Annotated in this window: 20 protein-coding genes; 5 read left to right on the top strand and 15 right to left on the bottom strand. The window is 64.4% G+C overall.

Annotated features, from left to right (window positions below):
* Positions 1-12 precede the first annotated feature (12 nt).
* A complete protein-coding gene (locus F7R11_RS10930) occupies positions 13-1,635 on the top strand; it encodes an ABC-F family ATPase (protein ID WP_031329229.1) in 1,623 nt (540 codons plus the stop codon).
* A gap of 64 nt (positions 1,636-1,699) precedes the next feature.
* On the opposite strand, the gene F7R11_RS10925 is transcribed toward F7R11_RS10930, so the two are convergent.
* A complete protein-coding gene (locus F7R11_RS10925; RefSeq protein WP_064803476.1) occupies positions 1,700-2,218 on the bottom strand; it encodes a hypothetical protein in 519 nt (172 codons plus the stop codon).
* A 152-nt stretch (positions 2,219-2,370) separates the two neighbouring features.
* Here F7R11_RS10925 and F7R11_RS10920 point away from each other — a divergent pair, with 152 nt between their 5' ends.
* Positions 2,371-3,807: an aldehyde dehydrogenase family protein gene (locus F7R11_RS10920; protein ID WP_064803474.1), complete on the top strand. Its 1,437-nt coding sequence runs from the start codon at positions 2,371-2,373 to the stop codon at positions 3,805-3,807.
* Between the two features lie 54 nt (positions 3,808-3,861).
* On the opposite strand, the gene F7R11_RS10915 is transcribed toward F7R11_RS10920, so the two are convergent.
* Positions 3,862-4,095 (bottom strand): DUF1289 domain-containing protein, encoded by a 234-nt coding sequence (locus tag F7R11_RS10915; RefSeq protein WP_064803472.1) that lies wholly within the window; start codon positions 4,093-4,095, stop codon positions 3,862-3,864.
* A gap of 227 nt (positions 4,096-4,322) precedes the next feature.
* On the opposite strand from F7R11_RS10915, the gene F7R11_RS10910 reads away from it, so the two are divergent.
* The 3 genes from F7R11_RS10910 to F7R11_RS10900 all read left to right on the top strand — a co-directional run bounded on the left by F7R11_RS10910 (position 4,323) and on the right by F7R11_RS10900 (position 7,844).
* Positions 4,323-5,555 carry a DUF2252 domain-containing protein gene (locus tag F7R11_RS10910; protein ID WP_021194439.1) on the top strand — a complete coding sequence of 411 codons (1,233 nt, stop codon included), beginning with the start codon at positions 4,323-4,325 and terminating at the stop codon, positions 5,553-5,555.
* A gap of 155 nt (positions 5,556-5,710) precedes the next feature.
* Positions 5,711-7,252 (top strand): methyl-accepting chemotaxis protein, encoded by a 1,542-nt coding sequence (locus F7R11_RS10905; protein ID WP_064806318.1) that lies wholly within the window; start codon positions 5,711-5,713, stop codon positions 7,250-7,252.
* Between the two features lie 124 nt (positions 7,253-7,376).
* The gene (locus tag F7R11_RS10900; RefSeq protein ID WP_064803470.1) at positions 7,377-7,844 is read left to right on the top strand and encodes a hypothetical protein; all 468 of its coding nucleotides are present in this window, start codon (positions 7,377-7,379) and stop codon (positions 7,842-7,844) included.
* Positions 7,845-7,853: 9 nt separating this feature from the next.
* On the opposite strand, the gene F7R11_RS10895 is transcribed toward F7R11_RS10900, so the two are convergent.
* From F7R11_RS10895 to F7R11_RS10840, 13 genes are all read right to left on the bottom strand, one after another.
* The gene (locus tag F7R11_RS10895) at positions 7,854-8,576 is read right to left on the bottom strand and encodes an MgtC/SapB family protein (RefSeq protein WP_021194442.1); all 723 of its coding nucleotides are present in this window, start codon (positions 8,574-8,576) and stop codon (positions 7,854-7,856) included.
* A gap of 109 nt (positions 8,577-8,685) precedes the next feature.
* A complete protein-coding gene (locus tag F7R11_RS10890) occupies positions 8,686-9,789 on the bottom strand; it encodes an SDR family oxidoreductase (RefSeq protein WP_064803467.1) in 1,104 nt (367 codons plus the stop codon).
* Between the two features lie 281 nt (positions 9,790-10,070).
* A complete protein-coding gene (locus F7R11_RS10885; RefSeq protein WP_064803465.1) occupies positions 10,071-11,102 on the bottom strand; it encodes an XdhC family protein in 1,032 nt (343 codons plus the stop codon).
* 68 nt (positions 11,103-11,170) lie between these two features.
* A complete protein-coding gene (locus tag F7R11_RS10880; protein WP_064803463.1) occupies positions 11,171-11,818 on the bottom strand; it encodes an SRPBCC family protein in 648 nt (215 codons plus the stop codon).
* The gene (locus tag F7R11_RS10875; RefSeq protein ID WP_104577614.1) at positions 11,809-13,038 is read right to left on the bottom strand and encodes a vWA domain-containing protein; all 1,230 of its coding nucleotides are present in this window, start codon (positions 13,036-13,038) and stop codon (positions 11,809-11,811) included. Before F7R11_RS10875 ends, F7R11_RS10880 begins: the two co-directional genes overlap by 10 nt.
* A gap of 11 nt (positions 13,039-13,049) precedes the next feature.
* Positions 13,050-13,946 carry an AAA family ATPase gene (locus tag F7R11_RS10870; RefSeq protein WP_064803461.1) on the bottom strand — a complete coding sequence of 299 codons (897 nt, stop codon included), beginning with the start codon at positions 13,944-13,946 and terminating at the stop codon, positions 13,050-13,052.
* 33 nt (positions 13,947-13,979) lie between these two features.
* Positions 13,980-14,786 carry an FAD binding domain-containing protein gene (locus tag F7R11_RS10865; protein WP_064803459.1) on the bottom strand — a complete coding sequence of 269 codons (807 nt, stop codon included), beginning with the start codon at positions 14,784-14,786 and terminating at the stop codon, positions 13,980-13,982.
* Between the two features lie 15 nt (positions 14,787-14,801).
* Complete coding sequence (locus tag F7R11_RS10860) at positions 14,802-17,180, bottom strand: xanthine dehydrogenase family protein molybdopterin-binding subunit (RefSeq protein ID WP_064803457.1); 2,379 nt, start codon at positions 17,178-17,180, stop codon at positions 14,802-14,804.
* A 30-nt stretch (positions 17,181-17,210) separates the two neighbouring features.
* The gene (locus F7R11_RS10855) at positions 17,211-17,735 is read right to left on the bottom strand and encodes a (2Fe-2S)-binding protein (protein WP_064803455.1); all 525 of its coding nucleotides are present in this window, start codon (positions 17,733-17,735) and stop codon (positions 17,211-17,213) included.
* 388 nt (positions 17,736-18,123) lie between these two features.
* On the bottom strand, positions 18,124-18,300 hold the full coding sequence (locus tag F7R11_RS27020; RefSeq protein WP_021194451.1) for a hypothetical protein: 177 nt from the start codon (positions 18,298-18,300) through the stop codon (positions 18,124-18,126).
* 118 nt (positions 18,301-18,418) lie between these two features.
* Positions 18,419-19,888 (bottom strand): pyridoxal phosphate-dependent decarboxylase family protein, encoded by a 1,470-nt coding sequence (locus F7R11_RS10850; RefSeq protein WP_231973206.1) that lies wholly within the window; start codon positions 19,886-19,888, stop codon positions 18,419-18,421.
* Between the two features lie 102 nt (positions 19,889-19,990).
* Positions 19,991-20,485, bottom strand: a complete 495-nt coding sequence (locus F7R11_RS10845; RefSeq protein ID WP_021194452.1) for a CreA family protein — start codon at positions 20,483-20,485, stop codon at positions 19,991-19,993.
* A 40-nt stretch (positions 20,486-20,525) separates the two neighbouring features.
* Positions 20,526-21,491, bottom strand: coding sequence for a LysR family transcriptional regulator (locus F7R11_RS10840; protein WP_064803451.1), 966 nt, complete (start codon positions 21,489-21,491; stop codon positions 20,526-20,528).
* Between the last annotated feature and the right edge of the window lie 35 nt (positions 21,492-21,526).

The following is a 21,526-nucleotide window of genomic DNA, read 5'->3' as shown; positions in this document are numbered from 1 at the left end:
CAAGGTTTCCACGTGCTTTCCACCGCCAATATCACCATGCAGTTCGGGCCCAAGCCCTTGTTCGAGAACATCTCGGTCAAGTTTGGCGAAGGCAATCGCTACGGCCTGATCGGTGCCAACGGCTGCGGCAAGTCGACCTTCATGAAGATCCTGGGCGGCGATCTGGAGCCGAGCGCTGGCAACGTGATGCTGGAGCCGGGCGTGCGCCTGGGTAAGCTGCGCCAGGACCAGTTCGCCTACGAAGACATGCGCGTGCTGGATGTGGTGATGATGGGCCACACCGAAATGTGGGCCGCCGCGCAAGAGCGCGACGCCATCTATGCCAACCCGGAAGCCACCGACGACGACTACATGAAGGCCGCCGACCTGGAGGCCAAGTACGCCGAATACGACGGCTACACCGCCGAAGCGCGTGCGGGCGAACTGCTGATGGGTGTCGGCATTCCGACTGACCAGCACCACGGCACCATGAGCAACGTCGCCCCGGGCTGGAAGCTGCGTGTGCTGCTGGCACAGGCACTGTTCTCGAACCCGGACGTGCTGCTGCTGGACGAACCGACCAACAACCTCGACATCAACACGATCCGCTGGCTGGAATCGGTGCTCAACGAGCGCAATTCCACCATGATCATCATCTCCCACGATCGCCACTTCCTGAACTCGGTCTGCACGCACATGGCCGACATGGACTACGGCACGCTGAAGGTCTACCCGGGCAACTACGACGACTACATGGAAGCCTCCATGCAGGCACGTGAACGCCTGCAGGCCGCCAATGCGCGTGCCAAGGAGCGCATCTCCGACTTGCAGGACTTCGTGCGCCGCTTCTCGGCCAACAAGTCCAAGGCCCGTCAGGCCACGTCGCGCCTGAAGATGATCGACAAGATCAAGGTGGAAGACATCAAGCCGTCGTCGCGTCAGAACCCGTTCGTGCGCTTCGAGTTCGAGAAGAAGCTGCACAACCTGGCGGTGGAAACCGAAAACGCGCGCAAGACGTACGACCGCAAGATTTTCGACAACCTGACCATGGCCGTGCGCGCGGGCGAACGGATCGCCATCATCGGCGAGAACGGCGCGGGCAAGACCACGCTGCTGCGCTCGCTGCTCAACGGTGCGGTCAAAACCGGCGTGCAGCGCGGCATCGAGATCGACGGCGGTACCGTCAAGTGGGCCGAGAATGCCAACGTCGGCTACATGCCGCAGGACACCTACGAAGAATTCCCCGAAGACCGCGACCTGATGGACTGGATGAGCCAGTGGACGCAGGCCGGTGACGACGACCAATCCCTGCGCGGCACGATGGGCCGTCTGCTGTTCTCGGCAGACGACATCAAGAAGAGCGTCAAGGTGCTTTCCGGTGGTGAGAAGGGCCGCATGATCTGGGGCAAGCTGATGCTGGGCCGCCATAACGTGCTGGCGCTGGATGAGCCGACCAACCACATGGACATGGAGTCGATCGAGTCGCTGCAGATTGCGCTGGACAAGTTCGAGGGCACGCTGATCTTTGTGTCGCACGACCGCGAGCTGATCAGTGCGCTGGCCACGCGCATCATCGAAGTGCGCCCGAACGGCACGCTTAGCGATTACGCGGGCACCTACGACGAATACCTGCAGAGCCAGGGCGTGGAAGTCTGAGCATCGCACACGTATTGAACAAAGGCGGCCTGAAAGCCGCCTTTTTTGTTGCCCGACGAACAGGCTAGCTGGTTGCTTCGTCGATCAGCAGATCCAACTGGGCGATCACGTTGCTGGTCTCGGGCTCGCCACGCGCCTTGGCAAGTGCGGCCTTGAGTGTGTCGCGCAAGGCGACGAGGTCGGCCACATTGCCGGCCTTTTCCACCTTCATTTCAAGCAGATAGCCGCGCAGGCCGAGGTAACGGCTGATGGTCTCGGTATAGAAGCGGTAGAGGCGCTGATAGCCTTCAACGCCGCGCTCGCCGGAGGTGGTGTTTGGCACAGGGGCCTCCGGCGCGGAGGCGGGTTCACTTGCGGCCGGCGTTGCTCCGATCCCGTGTGATCGGATATACCCGGCATGCTCCAACTCTTCGAATACGGCCTGGTTCATGCCCAGTGGAGCGAGCTGGATGAGGATCTCGTCACAGGTTTTCTCGCCGTTGACCATGAGCAGCAGCGCGCGATGCTTCTGATCCAGATGGTAGGCGCGCGTGCGGATTTCTTCCTGCCCCTTGTCCGTCTTCTGATAGATGCTGGCGGTCATGCTTCTCTCCCTCGGCCGGCGCGTCTGCAGTGCGCGCTCTGCTGGCTCTACAATAGAACGATCATAACCGCCCCGGGGGCGCGCCGATCTCAGTCGCAACCCGGATAGCACAACGCGCAAACCGCGCATCCACCAGAGCGAGACAAGCAACGATGCAGCAACGCGACAAGCTTTTCATCAATGGCAAGTGGGTGGCGCCGCAGGGCAAGGGCGTCATTGAAGTGATTCATTCGGCCACCGAAGCGGTGATGGGGACGATCCCTGAAGGCAGCGCTGCCGATGCTGAAGCCGCCGTAGCCGCCGCCCGCGCAGCGTTTGATGGTTGGGCCGCTACGCCCGTGGCCAAACGCGCCGAGTACATCCAAAAGATCGCCGACGGCCTCAAGGCCCGAGGTGAAGAACTGGCGCAACTGATTGCCGGTGAAGTCGGCATGCCGATCAAGCTGGCGCGCGCCATCCAGGTGGGTGGCCCGGTGTTCAACTGGGGCAATTTTGCCAAGCTAACGACCAAATTCGAGTTTGAAGAGCAGGTCGCCAACTCGCTGGTGGTGCGCGAGCCGGTAGGTGTGGTGGGCGCCATCACGCCGTGGAATTACCCGCTCAACCAGATCACGCTGAAGGTAGCGCCCGCGCTGGCCGCCGGCTGTACGGTGGTGCTCAAACCGTCGGAAGTGGCGCCGCTCAACGCGTTTGTGCTGGCTGAAGTCATTGAAGAGGCCGGCCTGCCGCCGGGCGTGTTCAACCTCGTCACCGGCTATGGCCCGGTGGTGGGTGAGGTGCTGGCGAGCCATCCGGATGTCGACATGGTGTCGTTCACGGGTTCGACGCGCGCGGGCAAGCGTGTGGCCGAGCTGGCAGCACAAACGGTCAAGCGCGTGGCGCTGGAGCTGGGCGGCAAGTCCGCCTCGGTGATCCTGGATGACGCAGACCTGTCGGCGGCGGTCAAGGGCACGTTGTCGGCGTGTTTCCTGAACTCGGGACAGACCTGCTCGGCGCACACACGCATGCTGGTGCCGCGTGCCAAGTACGAGGAAGTGAAGGCGTTGGCCGCGCAATTCGCGGCGGCCTACGTGCCGGGCGATCCGGCGCAGGAAACCACGCGCCTGGGCCCGCTGATCTCCGCCGTACAGCGCGACCGCGTGCTCGGCTATATCCGCCGCGGCCTGGAAGAGGGCGCTGAACTCATCACCGGTGGCGCTGATGCGCCGGAGGGCTTGTCCACCGGCTTCTTTGTCAAGCCGACCGTGCTGGGCAACGTCAGGACCACCGACACCGTGGCGCGCGAAGAGATCTTCGGCCCGGTGCTCACCGTGATCTGCTACGACAACGAGGATGAGGCCATCCGCATCGCCAACGACAGCATCTACGGCCTGGGCGGCGGGGTGTGGTCAGGCGACGAGGCGCGGGCGATTCGCGTGGCGCGGCGCATTCGTACCGGGCAGGTCGACATCAACGGCGGGCCGTTCAATATGCAGGCGCCGTTTGGTGGCTACAAGCAGTCCGGTAACGGGCGCGAGAACGGCAAGTACGGGCTGGAGGAGTTCCTGGAGTACAAGGCACTGCAGCTCAAGCCCGCGCAGACGGCTTGATCGGTCTACTGCGTCAACAAGAAACCCGGCTTCGGCCGGGTTTTCTTTTGGCGCTTACTTGCGGCTGCCGTCGGGGTTGTAGCCCTGGGCCGTGCCTTCGGCCAGGATGCGCGTCCAGACCACGTTGCGCTCCTCGTCGGTCATGAACACCCAGTTGCTGACTTCCAGCTGGGTGCGCCCACAGCCCTGGCAGACCTCATCGAAGAGGGTCGAGCAGATGCCGACGCACGGGCTGTCGGGGCGGCCGAGCAGGGTGCTTTCGGGCGCACTGGAAATGTCGTCGGGCATGGCGGGGGCAGTTGAATCAGCAGGGCCGCCATTCTACCGGGATGGCGGATCCCGGTTTCTAGGTTCCCGTCCACTGGCCGACATGTTCGTTCGCTGCGGACAGTGCCAGTGGAGAGTTGAACCGCTGCGCGAAGCCAGCGCGGCGGTTTCGCAATCACCGATCAGGGCGTAATCTTCGATTTTCGAGGGCATTGCACTCCACTCCAACAATCGATAAGGCAGCGACCATGCACGAGAGTACCCGCGTCATTCTTGAGTACAACGCCGGGCGAGACCCGGAGCGCCTCACGCGCAAGCTGGCCGCCATCGCCGCCGATCCGTTCTCATTCTTTCGCGGCACCAACAACATGTACGCCGCATCGATGATCGATGCGCCGCTCATGCACGAACCGCCCCGCACGCTGGTCTGTGGCGATCTGCACTTGGAGAACTTCGGCAGCTTCAAGGGCGAGAACGGGTTGGTCTACTTCGATATGAACGATTTCGACGAGGCACTGACCGCACCGTTTACCGTTGATCTCGTGCGCGTACTGTCCAGCCTACAAGTGGCTGCGCATAGTTGGAAGCTGGCTGACGAAGACGCAAACAACCTCTGCCGGCGGTTTCTCGATACCTATGCGGCTGCGCTGGTCGACGGCAAACCACGCTGGGTCGAGCGTGCCACCGCCACCGGCATCGTGCGTACCCTGCTGCGCGGCCTGCGCAGGCGCAACCGTGCGGCCTACATTGCCGAGCGCACGGAGCGCAACGGCAACCAGATCAACCTGCGCATCGATGGGCGCCGCACATTACATGCCAGCAAGGATGAGGCTCGCCGCGCGCGCCGCATTCTCCAGGCGTATGCCGAGCAGGGCAACGGACACGGCCAGCGCTTCGTTGCCGTAGATGTCGCGCGTCGCATTGCCGGCACGGGCAGCCTGGGGCTGGAGCGCTATTCGGTGCTGGCCCGCCCAGAGAACGACCCCGACACCCTGCGTCTGATCGACATCAAGCTCTCCGTGCCGAGCGTTTGGGCCGGCGTGCTGGGCGACGCGTGCAGCGTGGCGCCGTGGCATAGCGAGGCAGGGCGTGTGGTCGGCATCCAGCGGATCTCGCAGGCGATTTCACCGGCGCTGCTGCGTGGTGTCGTTTACGGGGCGAAGGGTGAAAAGCCGAAGTCGTACGTGGTCAAAAGCCTGCAGCCGACGGCCGACCGCGTGGAGTTGGGCTCCGGTAAGCACGTTGTTGCCAACCTGGACGACGCGCTACAGACCATGGCTCGCGTGGCCGCCTGGTGCCATCTGCGCAGTTGTGGCCGCCTTGGGACCGATCTGGTCGAGACGGTGCAGGACTACGCTGCCGGCACGGCGTGGCGCAAATCGGCGCTGAAGCTGGCCACGCACGGGCGCAAGGTGTCGCTCAAGCAATGGGCCGAGTTTGCGGAGGACTACCAGCAGGCGCGCAAGGGCAAGGCAGGCTAACGCCTTGAGCCAGGGGTGGTGTCAGGTGAAGCATTGTGCATGCCGCCCTCAAGTTCCCGCCGTGGGCGACCGATAGTGCCAAGGTAGCCGGCCGCCCGGCGCGATCGTCGCGCCTGCGTGAGAAGCCGCGCACGTCACTCTCGCCGCGCCCGCCCATGTCTGCCCGATTGACCATCCGCACCCGTCTGGTGCTTACGGTTTCCATTCTGTTTTTGCTGGCCCTGCTCATCGGTGTGGCTGGGCTGCTTGGCCTGCGTGACGCCAATCGTGCACACGAACAGACCTTCACCAACCAGTTTCCGTCTGCGCTGGCCCTGGGCGAATCCGACCTGAGCCTCACGCGCGCCCGCACCGCGCTCGACAAGGCGATGCTGTATCCGGAAGACAAGGGCGCGATGCAGTTGCTCGACCGCACCGAAGAGCTGATCGCCCGCTCGGACGAGGCGTGGAAAAAATACCTGGCCCTGCCGCGCGACGATGAAGAGGAACGCCTGGCCAAGGATGTCGCCACCAAGCGTGAGGCCGCATCGGGCACGCTGCGCGACATCATCAGGGCACTGCGCGCCGGTGACCGCGCCACTGCCGACAAGATCATGGATAAGGGCGTCTCCAAGGCCTTCCGCGATTCCAATGACACCAGCCTGGCGCTGAGCAAGAAGCAGCTCGCCTTCTCCAAGGCCAACTACGATGAATCGCGCGAAGCCTATGCGCGTTTCCGCATGATCGTGATTGCGGCCATCGTCTTTGCATTGCTGGTGGCGCTGGTGTGCGCATGGTCGCTGCTGCGCGCCATTGTCGGGCCGCTGAACGCCACACTGGCGCAATTCGACCGCATTGCCGCGGGTGATCTGACACAGCCCGTACATGTCGACCGTGGGGACGAGATGGGCCGCCTGCTCGAAGGTCTGGCTCGCATGCAGGGGGCGTTGACCGACACTGTGCGCCGCGTGCGCACCGGCTCCGAATCCATTGGCGCGGCCACCAAGCAGATTGCTGCCGGCAATGCCGACCTGTCTCAACGCACGGAAGAGCAGGCCAGCTCGCTGGAAGAAACCGCGTCCAGCATGGAAGAGATGACCTCCATCGTGCGCCAGAACGCCGACAACGCCCGTCAGGCCAGCCAACTGGCCGACAGCGCCTCGCATGTGGCCAGCCAGGGCGGCGCGGTGGTGACCGACGTGGTAGCGACCATGCGCGAGATCAGCGCGTCGTCGCGCACGGTGTCCGAGATCATCGGCGTGATTGACGGCATTGCCTTCCAGACCAACATCCTCGCGCTGAACGCCGCCGTGGAAGCCGCCCGCGCCGGTGAGCAGGGCCGCGGTTTTGCCGTGGTCGCCGGCGAAGTACGCAACCTCGCGCAGCGCAGCGCCGCAGCGGCCAAGGAAATCAAGGAGATGATCGAGGCCTCGCTGTCCAAGGTAGAGGCGGGCAGTGCGCTGGCCGAGCGTGCCGGCACCACGATGGAAGATATCGTCGCCTCCATCCGCCGCGTGACCGACATCATGGGCGAGATTGCCGCGGCCTCCAATGAGCAAAGCTCAGGTATCGAACAGGTCAACAAGGCCGTCACGCTGATGGACGAAGCCACGCAGCAGAACGCCGCGCTGGTGGAGCAGGCGGCCGCGGCGGCCGAGTCGCTGGAAGAACAGGCGCAGGTGCTGAACGCTGCCATTGCGGCGTTCCGACTGGTCTGACCCGATCCATACCGGAATTGATACAAGCGATCGATTTGATCGGCATGTGTGGCATTGACTTGCCTTGAGCGCCGTTTCGGTTGATATAACCGGAACGCTCATCCAAGGATCAAGGAATCTCACCATGCCGTTCATCATTGCCGCGTTTGCGCTGATTGGCCTGCTCGTCTACGGCGCAATCCGGTTGTACGCAGAAGTCGCCTCGGCTTACGGGGCTGTGGCAGGTGGCGCTGCGGTATTGCTTGCAGCGGCGCTTATCGCCTGGGCCGTCATCAGCCTGATCCGCCGCCACCGTGCGGTGCATGGCGTCAACGTGAAGGGCCAGCGGGTTGTGTCCCTGAGCGGGAGCTGGGGGCAGGTTGCCGTCGACGCCGAGCAGAAGCGCGGGTCATTGCGCCTGCATGACCAGGACGCCCGATTCCTCTTTGCCGACATTGGCGGCGCCGATGCGGTTGAGCGCGACGGCGCATGGTCTTTGGCGTTGCGCCTGAAGCACCAGGCGCAGGCGGATTGGCAGATCCCGATGCGCAGTCGCCAGGAAGCGAAGCGCTGGGCGAAGATCTTCGCTCTGGCGGCCACGCAGGAGCTTTGAGCACTGCGGTTATTCCGTCGTGCTCGGGTTCCAGAACGCCTGGGCGATGTGCGGCTGGGCTTGCAGCACAGTGACGATGCGGTCCAGCTCGACGGCATTGACGGCGGTGGACATCAGCATGGCTTCGATTTCCACATGGTCTTCGCCAAAGGGCTCGACCGACAGGTCGCTGACGGGGTAGCTGGCTTCTTCCAGCAAGCGCTCCAGGTCGGCCAAGGCTTCTTTCTGGCGCTCGCGCGCCGTGATCACGCACATGGTGTACGTGACTTCAGCGGATTGGTTGTTCAGCGGCGTGCGGTTGATGCGGTTCACCACGGGCCGCAGCAGGATGTTCGAGGCCAGCACAAACAGCGAAATCAATATCGCCTGACCGATCAGGTCCGAGCCTGCGGCCGCACCCACGGCAGCCGAGCCCCACAACGTGGCGGCCGTGTTCAGCCCACGCACGTTCAACCCTTCCTTCATGATGGTGCCGGCCCCCAGGAAGCCGACGCCCGACACCACGTAGGCGATCACGCGGGTGGTGTCCGATGGGCTACCGATCTGCGCGGCCATGTCGACGAAGGCGGCTGCCGCCACTGCCACCAGCGCGTTGGTGCGCAAACCGGCGGTCCGCTGCCTGACCTGCCGTTCGAAGCCGATCAGGGAACCGAGCGCAAAGGCAGCGGTAAGGCTGATGAACGAATCCACCAGCGTGACGATGTTGAGATTGGCGAGGGCTTGCAACTGCATCGGCGGCTCCTTGTTATGCAGCCCGGAGTCTTGCTCAGGTGCTAGATGAGGCGCCGATGGTTATAACACGGCGCCATGACACGCCGTGCGAGCCGGGTAGACCCGACGGCTACTTATAGTCCCACTGCATCTGCTCAGGAATCGGCACGGCGTCCGATGTCTCGAGGCAGCGGTCGAGGTAGGCGAGCATGGAGCGCGGCTGGAAGCCGGTCTCCTGCACCAGTCGCGTGTTGTCGAACACGTAGCTCATGCTGGCGAACTTGGCATACAGGTGGATGCAGCGCGCGACCAGTCGCACATTGCCGTCACCCGTCATGCTCAGGAATTTACGCGCCAATGCTTTCTCAGCGATTTTTTCCTGATACACGTACCCGGCCAACGCCTGGGCGTCTTCTTCCGGGGTCTTGCAGCGCTTGAAGCGCGGGTACAGCGTCTCGATGCGCTCGGAGTTCGTATCGCCGGCACTGATGTGATACAGGTCATGCGCCAGCGTAGGCTTGGTCGCCAGCCGGACGATGGCCTCGGCGCAGTCGTCTACCGGCAGGATGTCGACACGGTCCGACAACTGGCAGCTGAATGTCTCGAGCAGGGCCACCATGCGCAGCATCCAGAAAATGCTGCCCGAGGGCTCGCAGCCCAGCGTGCTGTGACCGACCACGATGGACGGCCGCACCACGACCAGCGGCAGCTCGGGCACGGCTTCGCGCAGCTTCAGCTCAGCCATCCCCTTGGAATACGTGTACGGCACGGCGTGCTGCTCGATCGGCGGCACATCCCAGCTTTCGTGGACATGGTGGTTGGCCAGTTGGCCGCACGACATGGCCGTGCCGATCTGCAGGAAGCGCTTGAGGCGCGAGCCCTGTGCGGCTAGTTTGCCCAGCGCCAGCACGCCGCCCACGTTGGTATCCCACAGCGACGGATGGTTTGAAAACGTTGCCAGCGCCGCGCAGTTGATGATGATTTCCGGGTCGCCCAGCTTGGCCTCGCCGGCGTTGCGCAGGTCGAACAGCACGATCTGCGATTCGGTGATGCTGTCCAGCACGGCTTGCGGCAACTGGAACCGGCGCAGGTTTTTACGCAGGCGCGCGAGCCCGTCTGCGGGCGTGTCGCCGCGCACGGCAAAGCGTGTATCGGCCAGCAAATCCTTGGCAGACAGATCTGCGGCAATAGCGCCGCCCACAAAACCGGTCGCGCCGGTCAGCAGAATACTCATGCGAGAAAGCTCGAAATCTTTGAAGTGCGAAGCGAGCGACCAACCCGCCTGCCAATAACCGCATCGGTGCCGCATGCGCGGACACGGAACGCTGGTGGTGCGCGCAGGCCCCGAAAGGGCACATCTGCAGGGCGCGCAAGGTGCGAGGCTCGCCGCGCCGCATGACAGGTGTTGTGCGGTGCGGTCAGAAGCCGCGCAGAATCAGCGATTTATAAGAATGTAACCTTTCAAGCGCCTTTCGGCACGCCCTTTTGTAGACCTTTCACGCTAGAAGGCTGACTTTAGGCTTGCGGCACTGTGCAGCTGGACGTGGCATTGGCCGCAATTTCGCGCGCGGCTTTGGCTCCCTCCACCTGCAGGATGGTTGGCAGCGAAACGCCGTTCTTGGCCGCCGTCACCTCGGCCAGGATGGAGATGGCGATCTCCGGCGGCGTGCGGCTGCCGATGTAGATGCCTACCGGGCCGTGCAGGCGTGCCAGTTCCGCCTCGGTCAGGTCGAACTCCTTCAAGCGCTCGCGGCGGCTGGCGTTGTTGCGGCGGCTGCCGAGCGCGCCCACGTAGAAGGCAGGCGTCTTGAGCGCTTCCATGAGCGCCAGATCGTCGAGCTTGGGGTCGTGCGTGAGGGCGACGACGGCGCAGCGCTCATCCAGCTTCATGGCCTCCACCGTATCGTCGGGCATGGTGCGGACCATCGCCACGCCCGGGATGTCCCATTCCTCACTGTACTCTTCGCGCGGGTCGCACACCGTCACCTGGTAGTCCAGGCCCACGGCGATTTGGCACAGGTATCGGGAGAGCTGCCCGGCGCCGATGACGAGCATCCGATAGCGTGGGCCGTGAATGGTGACCAAGCGTTCTTCGTCAAACTGCAGCCCGTCGGTGACGGTGGCATGCTGCAACTGCGTCGCACCCGTGGTCATGTCGAGCGTGCGGGCGACAAGTTGACCGGCTTCCACGGCGTGCAGCAGGGCATCGAGACCGCTGGCAGCGTTCAGCGGCTCCAGCACGAGCTGGAGCGTGCCGCCGCACGGCAGGCCGAAGCGGTGGGCCTCTTCCGCGCTGATGCCGTATTTGACGGCCTCGGGCTTGACCTGCTGCAGGCCTTCGCGGCGCACACGATCGATCAGGTCGTCTTCAATGCAGCCGCCCGATACCGAGCCGACCACCACGCCGTCATCACGCAGCGCGAGCATGGCGCCTTCGGGCCTGGGCGACGAGCCCCATGTCTTCACAACGGTAACGAGCAGCACGCGCCGCCCCTGTTCCAGCCAGCGCACGCTGGTTTTCAAGACTTCAAGATCGACGCTGTCCATGATGCGTTTCCTGCGTTTCCTGCGTTTCCTGCGCTTACGCGCGGTGTTCAATGCGGGGAGGTGCCCGATTATGCCCCGTGGTGCAAAAACAAGTAGGCCGCCACCACGGCCACTGCGGCCACGATGATCCATGGCCACGGACTGCGAGGCTGCACGGCGGGGCCGATGTTCGGTGCGCCTTGTGGTGCCCCGTGGGCCTGGAGTTCGCCGGCTGCCAGATCCGGGATGGCCTGTTCGGCGGGCTGGTTGTCGAGCGCGGCCGCGCCATCGGAGGCGGGGCCGAATTCTGCCGCAAAACGCTGGAAGAATTCGTCGGCCAGTTTGCGCGCAGCACCGTCGATCAAGCGTGAGCCGATCTGCGCGAGTTTGCCGCCCACCTGCGCGTTGGCGGTGTAGGACAGCCGAGTGACCGTCGGCCCCTCGGGCGAGAGTTCCACTTGTGCATTGCCTTTGCCAAAACCCGCGGCGCCGCCCTGGCCGTCGAAATGCAGGCTGTAGCTGCGCGGCGGCGCGATATCGGTGAGTTCCATGCGCCCCTTGAAGCGCGCCTTGACGGGGCCGACGGCCGCTGTCATGGCGACCTCGTAGGCATGGTCGCCGGCCGCGGTGATGCTCTCGCAGCCCGGGATACAGCGCTGCAGCACGGCCGGATCGTTGAGTGCATCCCAGGCGGTCTGCAAGGGTACGGGCAGGAGATGGGTCTGGGCTAGTTCCATGGGGCGGTCGGGCGGGCGTGATGGGGGCGGGGAAACGGGGTGCGGCGCGCATGCGCCAATTCCTGCTCCAGCGCCGCCAGGCTGTCGAAATGGTGTGCCGGCACCATCGCGTCGACGTGCGGCAGGATGGCCCGCACGCCGCGTGCCCGGGGCTCGAAGCCGGCAAAGCGCAACAATGGGTTGAGCCAGACGATACGGTGGGCAAAGCGCGCGAGGCGGGCCATCTCGGTGTCGAGCAGGTCGATGTGCTCGTGGTCGAGCCCGTCGGTCACGAGCAGCACGGTGGCACGACCAGACAGTGTGCGGCGCGCCCAGCGGCGGTTGAACTCGGCCAGTGCTGCGCCGATGCGCGTGCCGCCGGACCAGTCTGGCACGAGTTGCGCGATGGCTTGCACGGCAATGTCCGGATCACGCTCGCGCAGATGCCGCGATACGTTGGTCAATCGCGTGCCGAACAGAAAGGCCTGGATGCGCTCGCGCGATTGCACCAGCGCGTGGCAGTAATACAGCACCGCGCGCGAATAGCGGCTCATGGATCCGGAGATGTCGAGCAGCAGCACGAGCGGGGGTGTGCGGTCGACCGGCTGGCGGTATTTCCAGCCGGTCCAGTCGCCGCCGGCACGCACGGCCTGACGAGTGGTGGCGCGCAGGTCCGGATGGCGTCCGCGTGAGCCCGCTTTCAGCCGACGCGTGCGCTCCTGCGCCAAGTGCACGCGTCTGCGCCGGATCATGTGCTGCAGCGTGCGCCACTCCGCGGCGTTGAGCGTGTCGAAATCGCGCGTGCGCAGCGCTTCGTTTGCAGAAAACGCCATTGGCGCAACGATGTCGTGCCGCTCGCCGTCGGGCGTTGGGCCGGGCGGCAGGTTGTTCGACGGTTGTGCGCGCAGCGCATCGGCCAGGCGGTTGCTGCGCGCGGGGGGAATGCCGCCCCGCACCTTGGGCAGCAGCAGGGCGCGCAGTTTGCCCTCCCAATCCGGGTCGCGCCAGAACACGTTGAATGCGGCATCAAACAGCGTGCGTTCGTCCGGGTGCGAGACCAGCAAGGCGGTCAGCGCGGCTTTGACGTCGTCTCGGCGGCCAATGTCGAGATGGCCCATGGCTTCGATGGCATCCACGGCGCGTGAGGGCGCAAGCGGCATGCCGGCGTTGCGCAACAGGCGCACGAAGTGCGTCACGTTGCGGGCGAGGATGGGCAACTGCGTCGGTAACGGCGCGGTCAACGTGTCCATGGTTACTCCGGCAACGCGGGTGCCGCCAGCAGTTGCTCAATGGTCGGCGCGTCCACGCGGGCCAGGTCGTCCTGGTACTTGAGCAGCACGCCCAGCGTGTCCTGCACGGACTGCGGATCCAGCTCCATCACGTTCAGTGCAGCCAGTGCGCGGCACCAGTCGATCGCCTCGGCAATGCCGGGGGCTTTGAACAGGTCGATGCCACGCAGGCGGTGCACGAAATCCACCGCACGTTGCTGCAGATGGGCGGCGGTTTCAGGCGCGCGCTGCGCCACGATCTGCAGCTCACGCGCCTTGTCGGGGTAACCGATCCATTGATACAGGCAGCGTCGCTTGAGCGCGTCGTGCACCTCGCGCGTGCGGTTGGAGGTCATGATGACCAGTGGAATCACCTGCGCACGCACGGTGCCAAATTCCGGAATCGACACCTGAAAATCCGACAGCAGCTCCAGCAGGAACGCCTCGAACGGTTCATCGGCGCGGTCGATCTCGTCGATCAGGAGGACGCGTGGCGTGTCCGGGTGGGCGGGGTCAGGCAGCAGCGCCTGCAGCAAAGGGCGCTTGAGGAGGAATTCATCCCGGTAAAGCGTGTCGGCACGCGGTTTTTCACCCGCCGCTTCGGCCAGGCGCAACGCCATGATCTGCCGCGGGTAATCCCACTCGTAGAGGGCGCTGGCGGTGTCGAGCCCTTCGTAGCATTGCAGCCGCAGCAGCGACGTGCCGAGCAGCCCGGCCGCCGCCTTCGCCAGTTCGGTCTTGCCGACGCCGGGTTCGCCTTCCAGAAACAGCGGCCGCTGCATGCGCAGCGCGAGGAACAGGGCTGTAGCCAGCTCACGGCTGGCAAAGTAGCCCTGGCCTTGCAGTTGCGCGATGCAGTCGTCGATGGAGTCGACCGGCATGCAGTTTCCTAGCAAATGCGCTTAGAAATGCGCTTAGTGATGGTGCGCCAACGCCTGCTCAACCGCGCGTGCTGTCAGCACTGGAATCAGGTGCGCCCGATATTCCGGTGAGGCATGCAGGTCGCCCACCAGATCATCAGCTGACACCACCACCTTGCGCGCCGCCTCCGACGTGAAGCTGGCCGCCAGCGCCTGTTCCAACGGCGCACAGCGGAACACGCACGGCGCCGCACCCGTGACCGTCACACGCACGTTGTTGCCCTTGCGGCTGACAAACACGCCCACCAGCGCAAAGCGCGACGCGGGGTTGCGGAATTTCACGTAAGCGGCCTGATCCGGCACGGGAAACTGCACTTCGGTGATGAGTTCATCCGCTGCCAGTGCCGTCTCATACATGCCGAGGAAGAAATCATCCGCCGCAATGTTGCGCCGCTCGGTGACGACGGTGGCATTCAGCCCCAGCACAGCGGCCGGATAGCACGCAGCCGGGTCGTTGTTGGCGAGCGACCCGCCCAACGTGCCCATGGCGCGCACCTGCCGGTCGCCAATGCCGCCGGCCAGTTCCGCTAGCGCGGGCAGCATGCGAAGGATCTCGTCACTCTCGGCCACGTCGGCATGGCGTGTGGCCGCGCCCACGGTGATCACGCCCGGCTGCGAGCGGATGCCTGACATGCCGGGAATGCGCGTGACATCCACCAGCGTGGAGGGCTGCGCCAGCCGCAACTTCATCGCCGCCAGCAGGCTTTGGCCGCCGCCGAGGTACTTGGCGTCTGCGTGCGTTTTTAGCGCAGTGACAGCGGTCTGGGCGTCGGTGGCTTTCTGGTATTCGAAGTCGTACATGGTGGGCTCCTCTACCTAGGCCTTGGCCGCTTGAATGGTTTGCCAGACACGGTGCGGCGTGGCGGGCATCTGGATGTCCTTCACGCCCAGCGGGGCGAGCGCATCAACGATGGCGTTGATGAGTGCCGGCGGTGAGCCGATGGCGCCAGCCTCGCCGCAGCCCTTCACGCCCAGCGGGTTGTGCGTGCACGGCGTGCCCTTGGCGGTTTCCACCGTAAAGCTCGGCAGATCGTTGGCGCGCGCCATGGCGTAGTCCATGTAGGAGCCCGTCAGCAACTGGCCGGTTTCGTCATATACGCAGCGTTCCAGCAACGCCTGACCGATGCCCTGGCCGAGCCCACCATGCACCTGCCCCTCGACGATCATCGGGTTGATGATGTTGCCGAAGTCGTCCACCGCGACGAAGCGGTCGATGTGGACCTCGCCGGTATCGGGGTCGACTTCCACCTCGCAGATGTACGCGCCGGCCGGGTAGGTGAAGTTGGTCGGGTCGTAGAAGGCGTTTTCGTCGAGGCCGGGTTCGAGCTTGTCGAGCGGATAGTTGTGCGGCACGTAGGCCGTGAGCGCGACTTCGCCGAAGGTCTTGGTGCGGTCGGTACCGGCCACGCGGAAGACGCCGTCCTTGAACTCAATGTCCTCGGCGGAGGCTTCCAGCAGGTGCGCGGCGATCTTCTTCGCCTTGGACTCGATCTTGTCCAGCGCCTTCATGATGGCCGAGCCGCCCACGGCAATCGAGCGCGACCCATAGGTGCCCATGCCGAAGGGGATGCGGCCGGTATCGCCATGCACGATCTCGATGTTCTCGATGGGCACACCCAGGCGATCGGCCACCACTTGCGCAAAGGTGGTCTCGTGGCCCTGGCCGTGGCTGTGTGAGCCGGTGAAGACAGTGACGGAGCCCGTCGGATGCACGCGGATTTCGCCCGCCTCAAACAGTCCTGCGCGCGCACCAAGCGCTCCGGCGATGTTCGATGGCGCCAACCCGCACGCCTCGATGTAGCAGGAGTAGCCCATGCCGCGCAGCCGGCCCTTGGCACGCGAGGCGTCGCGGCGGGCGGGGAAGCCCTTCACGTCGGCCAGTTCGATGGCGCGTTGCAGGAGGGGCTCGTAGTCGCCCGTGTCGTACGTCAGGCCAACGGGCGTGGCGTAGGGGAACGTGCGGATGAAGTTGCGGCGGCGCAGTTCTGCAGGATCGATTTGCATTTCACGCGCCGCGGTTTCGACCAGCCGCTCGACCACATACGTGGCTTCCGGCCGCCCAGCGCCACGGTAGGCATCCACTGGCGCCGTGTTTGTGAAGACCGCTTTCACCTCGGCGTAGATGGCTGGCGTCTTGTACTGGCCTGCCAGCAATGTCGCGTACAGGATGGTCGGCACGCTGCTGGCAAACGTCGACAGATACGCGCCCATGTTGGCCGTGGTGTGCACACGCATGGCGAGGAAGTTGCCTTGCGCGTCGAGCGCCAGTTCGGCGTGCGTGACATGGTCGCGGCCATGCGCGTCGGTTAGGAAGGATTCGGACCGCTCCGCCGTCCACTTGATCGGCCGGCCGACCTTCTTCGATGCCCACGTGAGCGCCACGTCTTCCGGGTACAGGAAGATCTTCGAGCCGAACCCGCCGCCCACGTCCGGCGCAATCACGCGCACCTTGGCTTCGGTCAGGCCCAGCACGAAGGCCGACATCAGCAGGCGTTCCACGTGCGGGTTCTGGTTGGCGACGTAGAGCGTGTAGCTGTCGTCCTGGCGCGAGTAACTGGCGTTGACGGCGCGCGGCTCAATCGCGTTCGGAATCAGCCGGTTGTTGACGATATCCAGCTGCGTCACATGCGCGGCCTTGGCGAAGGCGGCGTCGGTGGCGGCCTTATCGCCGTGGCCCCAGGTGTAGCAGGTGTTGTCCGGCACGTCGTCGTGCACGGCGGAGCCGGCCGTTGGTGCAGTGGCGGTGTCCACCACGGCGGGCAACTCTTCGTATTCTACGTCGATCATCTCGACGGCATCTTTGGCGATCTTCACTGAATCGGCCACCACCAGCGCCACCTGGTCACCCACATGGCGCACCTTGCCCTGTGCGATCACGGGGTGGGGCGGCTCCTTCATCGGGGTGCCGTCAATGCTGTGGATCAGCCAGCCGCACGGCAGGCCGTTGACCTTGTCGGCAGCCAGGTCGTCGCCCGTGAGTACGGCCAGCACGCCCGGATGGTTGCGCGCCGCATCGGCGTTGATGTGCTTGATACGGGCATGCGCATAGGGCGAGCGCAGGAACACCGCATAGGACTGGTGGGCCTGGACGACGTCGTCGGTGTACTGCCCGGCGCCGGTCAGGAAGCGGAAGTCTTCCTTGCGTTTGACGGCCGCGCCGATCAGGTGATTGTTGGGTTCTGCGGGAGCGTTCATGGTGGTGTCCTCGCCTTGTTGGTCACCTGATCAGGCAGCGTGGGCGCGCGCGGCGGCCAGGCTTTGCAGGGAGGATGCGTCACCATCCTCGGCCATCGCTTCGGCCCCTTTCATCACGGCGCGCACGATGTTGTGATACCCAGTGCAGCGGCACAGATTGCCGTCAAGCTGCTCGCGCACCATGTGTTCATCCGGATGCGGGTGTTGCGCAACCAGCGCCGTGGCCGCCATCACCATGCCGGGGGTGCAGAAGCCGCATTGCAGGCCGTGGCACTCGCGAAAGGCTTCCTGCATTGGGTGCAGCGCACCATCTTTTGACAGCCCTTCGATGGTCGTCACTTCGGCACCGTCAGCCTGGACGGCCAGGATGTTGCATGACTTCACCGCGCGCCCGTTCATATGCACGGTGCAGGCGCCGCACTGCGCGGTATCGCAGCCAACGTGCGTACCGGTCAGGCGCAGGTGCTCGCGCAGCAATTGGACCAACAGGGTATGGGGTTCGACACTGACGGTGACAGGCGCACCGTTGACCGACAGCTTGAGGCTGATCGCCATGGAAGTCTCCTTGGGGGATGGGCGCCGGGTGCCACGCTGTGTGCCTTCCTTGCAGCGGAAATGCGTGCGTGGTCTCGATATCGGTGGTCGCGGCTCTACTCAGTAAAGCACAGGCAAATGAGAAGACAACCGCAGCGCGGTTGGGGGGCAGCAGAGGTGAAAGGAGGATGCCGCGGCACGCGGCGTGTTGCGCAAAGCAGGCGCCGCAGAAATGACAAAGGGCCGGAATCCGGCCCTCGATTGGCACCAGGCGGTCATGACCTGGCGGGTGTGGCGGCGAGTGTAAAAACACGCGGCCGGCGCACGGTACTGCTGATATTGCGGCTACTACGCTACAGCTAGCTCGGGCACACGCCCATCGACAATAACGGCGGCTGATGACGACAGATCAGGCCTTGGCGGTGCGTTGCGTGCTGAACAGGTTCGCGATTGCCGAGAAGAACTGGGCGAAGGAGAACGCATGGCCCGACGGGCGGCGATAGTAGTAGATACCTTCCGACATTTCGCGCTCGATGAGTTCGCGTTCGAGTTGGTCGGTCAGCTTCAGGTCGTTCGTGTTTTGCATGATTGGCCTCTTAGGGATTTCCCGGTTAGGGAATACCCGAATGATAGACCAAATATTGCAATGCACCATACGTAGGCTTACTTATGCACCATCCCGCGTTGCTTGGCTGCTACAAATATCAGATTTGCACCATTTTGGTGATGCATGCGCCTTGCGACCGCGATCCGAAGGTCGCACGGACCTGACGCCAGGCCGTGATGATCGAATCGGCGGATCGGTCGATATCCTCTTCTGTTGTTGCCCAAGAGATGACAGAGAAGCGCATCACCAGCCGATCGCGCCACATGGCTTCGGCGACGTAGCAAACTCCGGCATCCTGAATGCGCTCGATGGTGGCCCGGGTCAGTTGATTTCGGCGTTCGGGCGATTCCTGCGCGCCGAACTGCACAATGAATTGATTCAGCTCCACCGGATTCAGGATTTCGACGCCAGCTTCGGCCGAGAGTCGCTCCGCCATGCGCCTGGCGAGACGGCAGTGCTGTTCGATCATCGCGGCGATGCCCGAGCGCCCCAGCGTACGGATCAGGGCCCACGTCGCAAAACCACGCGCGCGTCGCGAAAGCTCCGGCACATAGTGAAATGGCTCCCGGCACTCACCACCCGCCTGTGGCAGATAGCTCGCTTCATAAGCCATGGCTTTGCGGTGGGCGCCTGCGTCCTTGATGATGGCGTAGCCGCAGTCGTACGGTGTTTGCAGCCATTTGTGGCCATCGGTTGCCCAGGAGTCGGCGCGCTCGACGCCGGCCGTGAACCGGATCAGCGCAGGGCATGCGCGTGCCCACAGGCCAAACGCGCCATCGATGTGGAGCCAACCGCCATGCCGATGCACGATATCCGCAATCGGGTCGAACGCGTCGAAGGCGCCGGTGTTGATCTGGCCGGCTTGCGCGACCACCATCAGCGGCCCGTGGCAATCCTCCAAAGCGGTGGAGAGGCTAGCGACGTCCATGCGCCCCATGTCGTCCGTCGGAATACGTGTCACGCGATCCTGGCCGAGGCCGAGATAGCGTAGGGCGGCAAAGACTGCCATATGCGCATCGTTGCCTACGCAGACGTTGATTGGCGGTGCACCGAACAAGCCGTTCGCATCGGCATTCCAGCCTGCCTGCTGCAACACCTTGCTGCGCGCCGCGGCAAGGCAGACAAAGCTGGCCATGGTCGCGCCAGTGGTGAGGCCGATCGAACACTCGGGCGGAAGCGCCAGTAGATCCAGCAGCCATTCCTCCACGATCTGCTCAACGACGGCGTTGGCTGGAGAGCCGTGGTAACTGCCGCTGTTCTGCCCCCACATGCTCGTCATCCAGTCGGCCGCGACACCAACCGGATGCGAGCCGCCCATGACCTTGGCGAAGAACCGTGGGCCGGCCATGCCCATGAGGCCAGCCTCTGCGCCGACGGCCAACTGCTTGACGACCTCCAGTGCAGGCAAGCCATCGGCGGGTGTTGGCGTGTATAGCGCCGAGCGCAACGTCTCAAAGCTCGCGGTCGCCGCGGGAGGCCGGGATGCCCGCGCTTGGTGGAAAGCCATCGCAACGTTGTATGCGTGCTCAAGCGCGGCGCAATAGGCATCGGACATGGCGGCCTCCATGGTTGGAGTCCTTTTTATAGTTGTGGTACCGATGATTTCAAGCGAATGGGCAATGCTGCGCGCCCATGCGGTTGGGCGCCGTATGGCCGGATGTTTGGCGGCCTACTTGACCGGAATCGGCTGGCTGGCCGGGATCGGCACCGCCGTCACGCTGTTCTTGGGGCTGCCGGAAATGACCTTGTCGGAATAGGTCAGATAGACCAGCACGTTGCGCTTGCGGTCGACCGTGCGCACCACGTGCAGCGTCTTGAAGATGAGCGACAGGCGCTGCGTGAACATGTCGTCCTGTTGCGGCAGCGGCTTGACGAAGGTGATGTCGCCGACCTGGCGGCAGGCCACGGCGGCCTCGCTCACGTCTTCGGCCACACCCAGCGTGCCCTTGATGCCGCCCGTGCGGGCGCGCGATACGTAGCAGGTGACGCCTTGTACGAGCGGATCGTCAAAGGCCTCGATGACGATCTTGTCGGAGCCGGTGATGCGGAAATTGGTGCTGACGCTGCCGATGTCTTCAGCACGCGAGCAGGCCGTCGTGCACAGCGTGCCGACGGTCAGGAGCAGCGTCAGGACGCGGATGGGGGAGCGGGCAAATGGGCGCATTGTCGTATCTACCACTAGAAGAAAGCGTCTTGGGATGGGATCAGAGCAGGGATTCCGGCGGCCACGGCGGTGTCGTTTCGTCAACGAAGGTGGGCCGGACGTCGGTGTGCTGGCGGGAGCGCTCGATGCGGCGGTGCAGGGCATCCATGAACACCTTCACCTTGGCCGGCATCAGGCGACGGCCCGGGAAGATGGCATACACGCGCATCGGCGGGGATTGGTAATCAGTCAACACCTCTTGCAGCGCACCCGAGGTGATCAGATCGGTGGCGAACACCGACGTGATGCGCGCAACACCCAGGCCGGCAATGGCAGCCTGCATGCGCAGTTCGCTATTGGAGGTGCGCATGCGGAAGTCCAGCGGCAGGTTCATGGTCTCGCCGCCGGGCGTGCGGAACTGCCATTCGGATTCGTTCGAAACGCCCAGGCACGGCCAGTCGGCCAGTTGATCGGGGTGGGTAAGCGGCCCCAGGCGTTCCAGCAGTTGCGGGGCGACCACCACCGCGCGCCGCAGGTCGAACACACGCTGGGCGACCAGGCCGGAATCGGGCAGCGGCCCGCGCGGCACGGTCAGCATGATGTCGTAGCCCTGGGCAAGCGGGTCGATCTGGCGCGGGGCCACATCCACCTCGATGCGCAGGCCGGTGTGTTCGCGCATGACTTCCAGCACGACCTCGGCAAATTGCCGGGCGGCAAATTCATAGGGCATGGCAACGCGCAGGGTGCCTGCGGGCGACTGGAACGTCGCGGCCGCGTCTTCCGACACTTCGCGCAGCCGCTGGAACAATGGGCCGGCGTCGCGCAGCAAGGCCTCGCCGGCGTCGGTCAGGCGCAGGCGGCGCGTGCTCCGCTCGAACAGGCGCGCGCCCAGTTTGCCTTCCAGTCGTGACACGGCTGTGCTGACCGATGACTTGGGCAGCCCCAGCCGGTCAGCTGCACGCGTGAAGCTGCCAAGGGTGGCCACGGTGCAAAACGTGTCCCAGTCGTTCCAGTCCGTCGTTCGCATAGTTGAACAATGAATTTGTGGGATGGCGGTTTCCG

The sequence above is a fragment of the Ralstonia insidiosa genome (genome assembly GCF_008801405.1).
Taxonomy (GTDB): Bacteria; Pseudomonadota; Gammaproteobacteria; order Burkholderiales; family Burkholderiaceae; genus Ralstonia; species Ralstonia insidiosa.
Note: the sequence above shows the minus strand (reverse complement) of the source record. Positions and strands in the feature narration are given on the sequence as shown.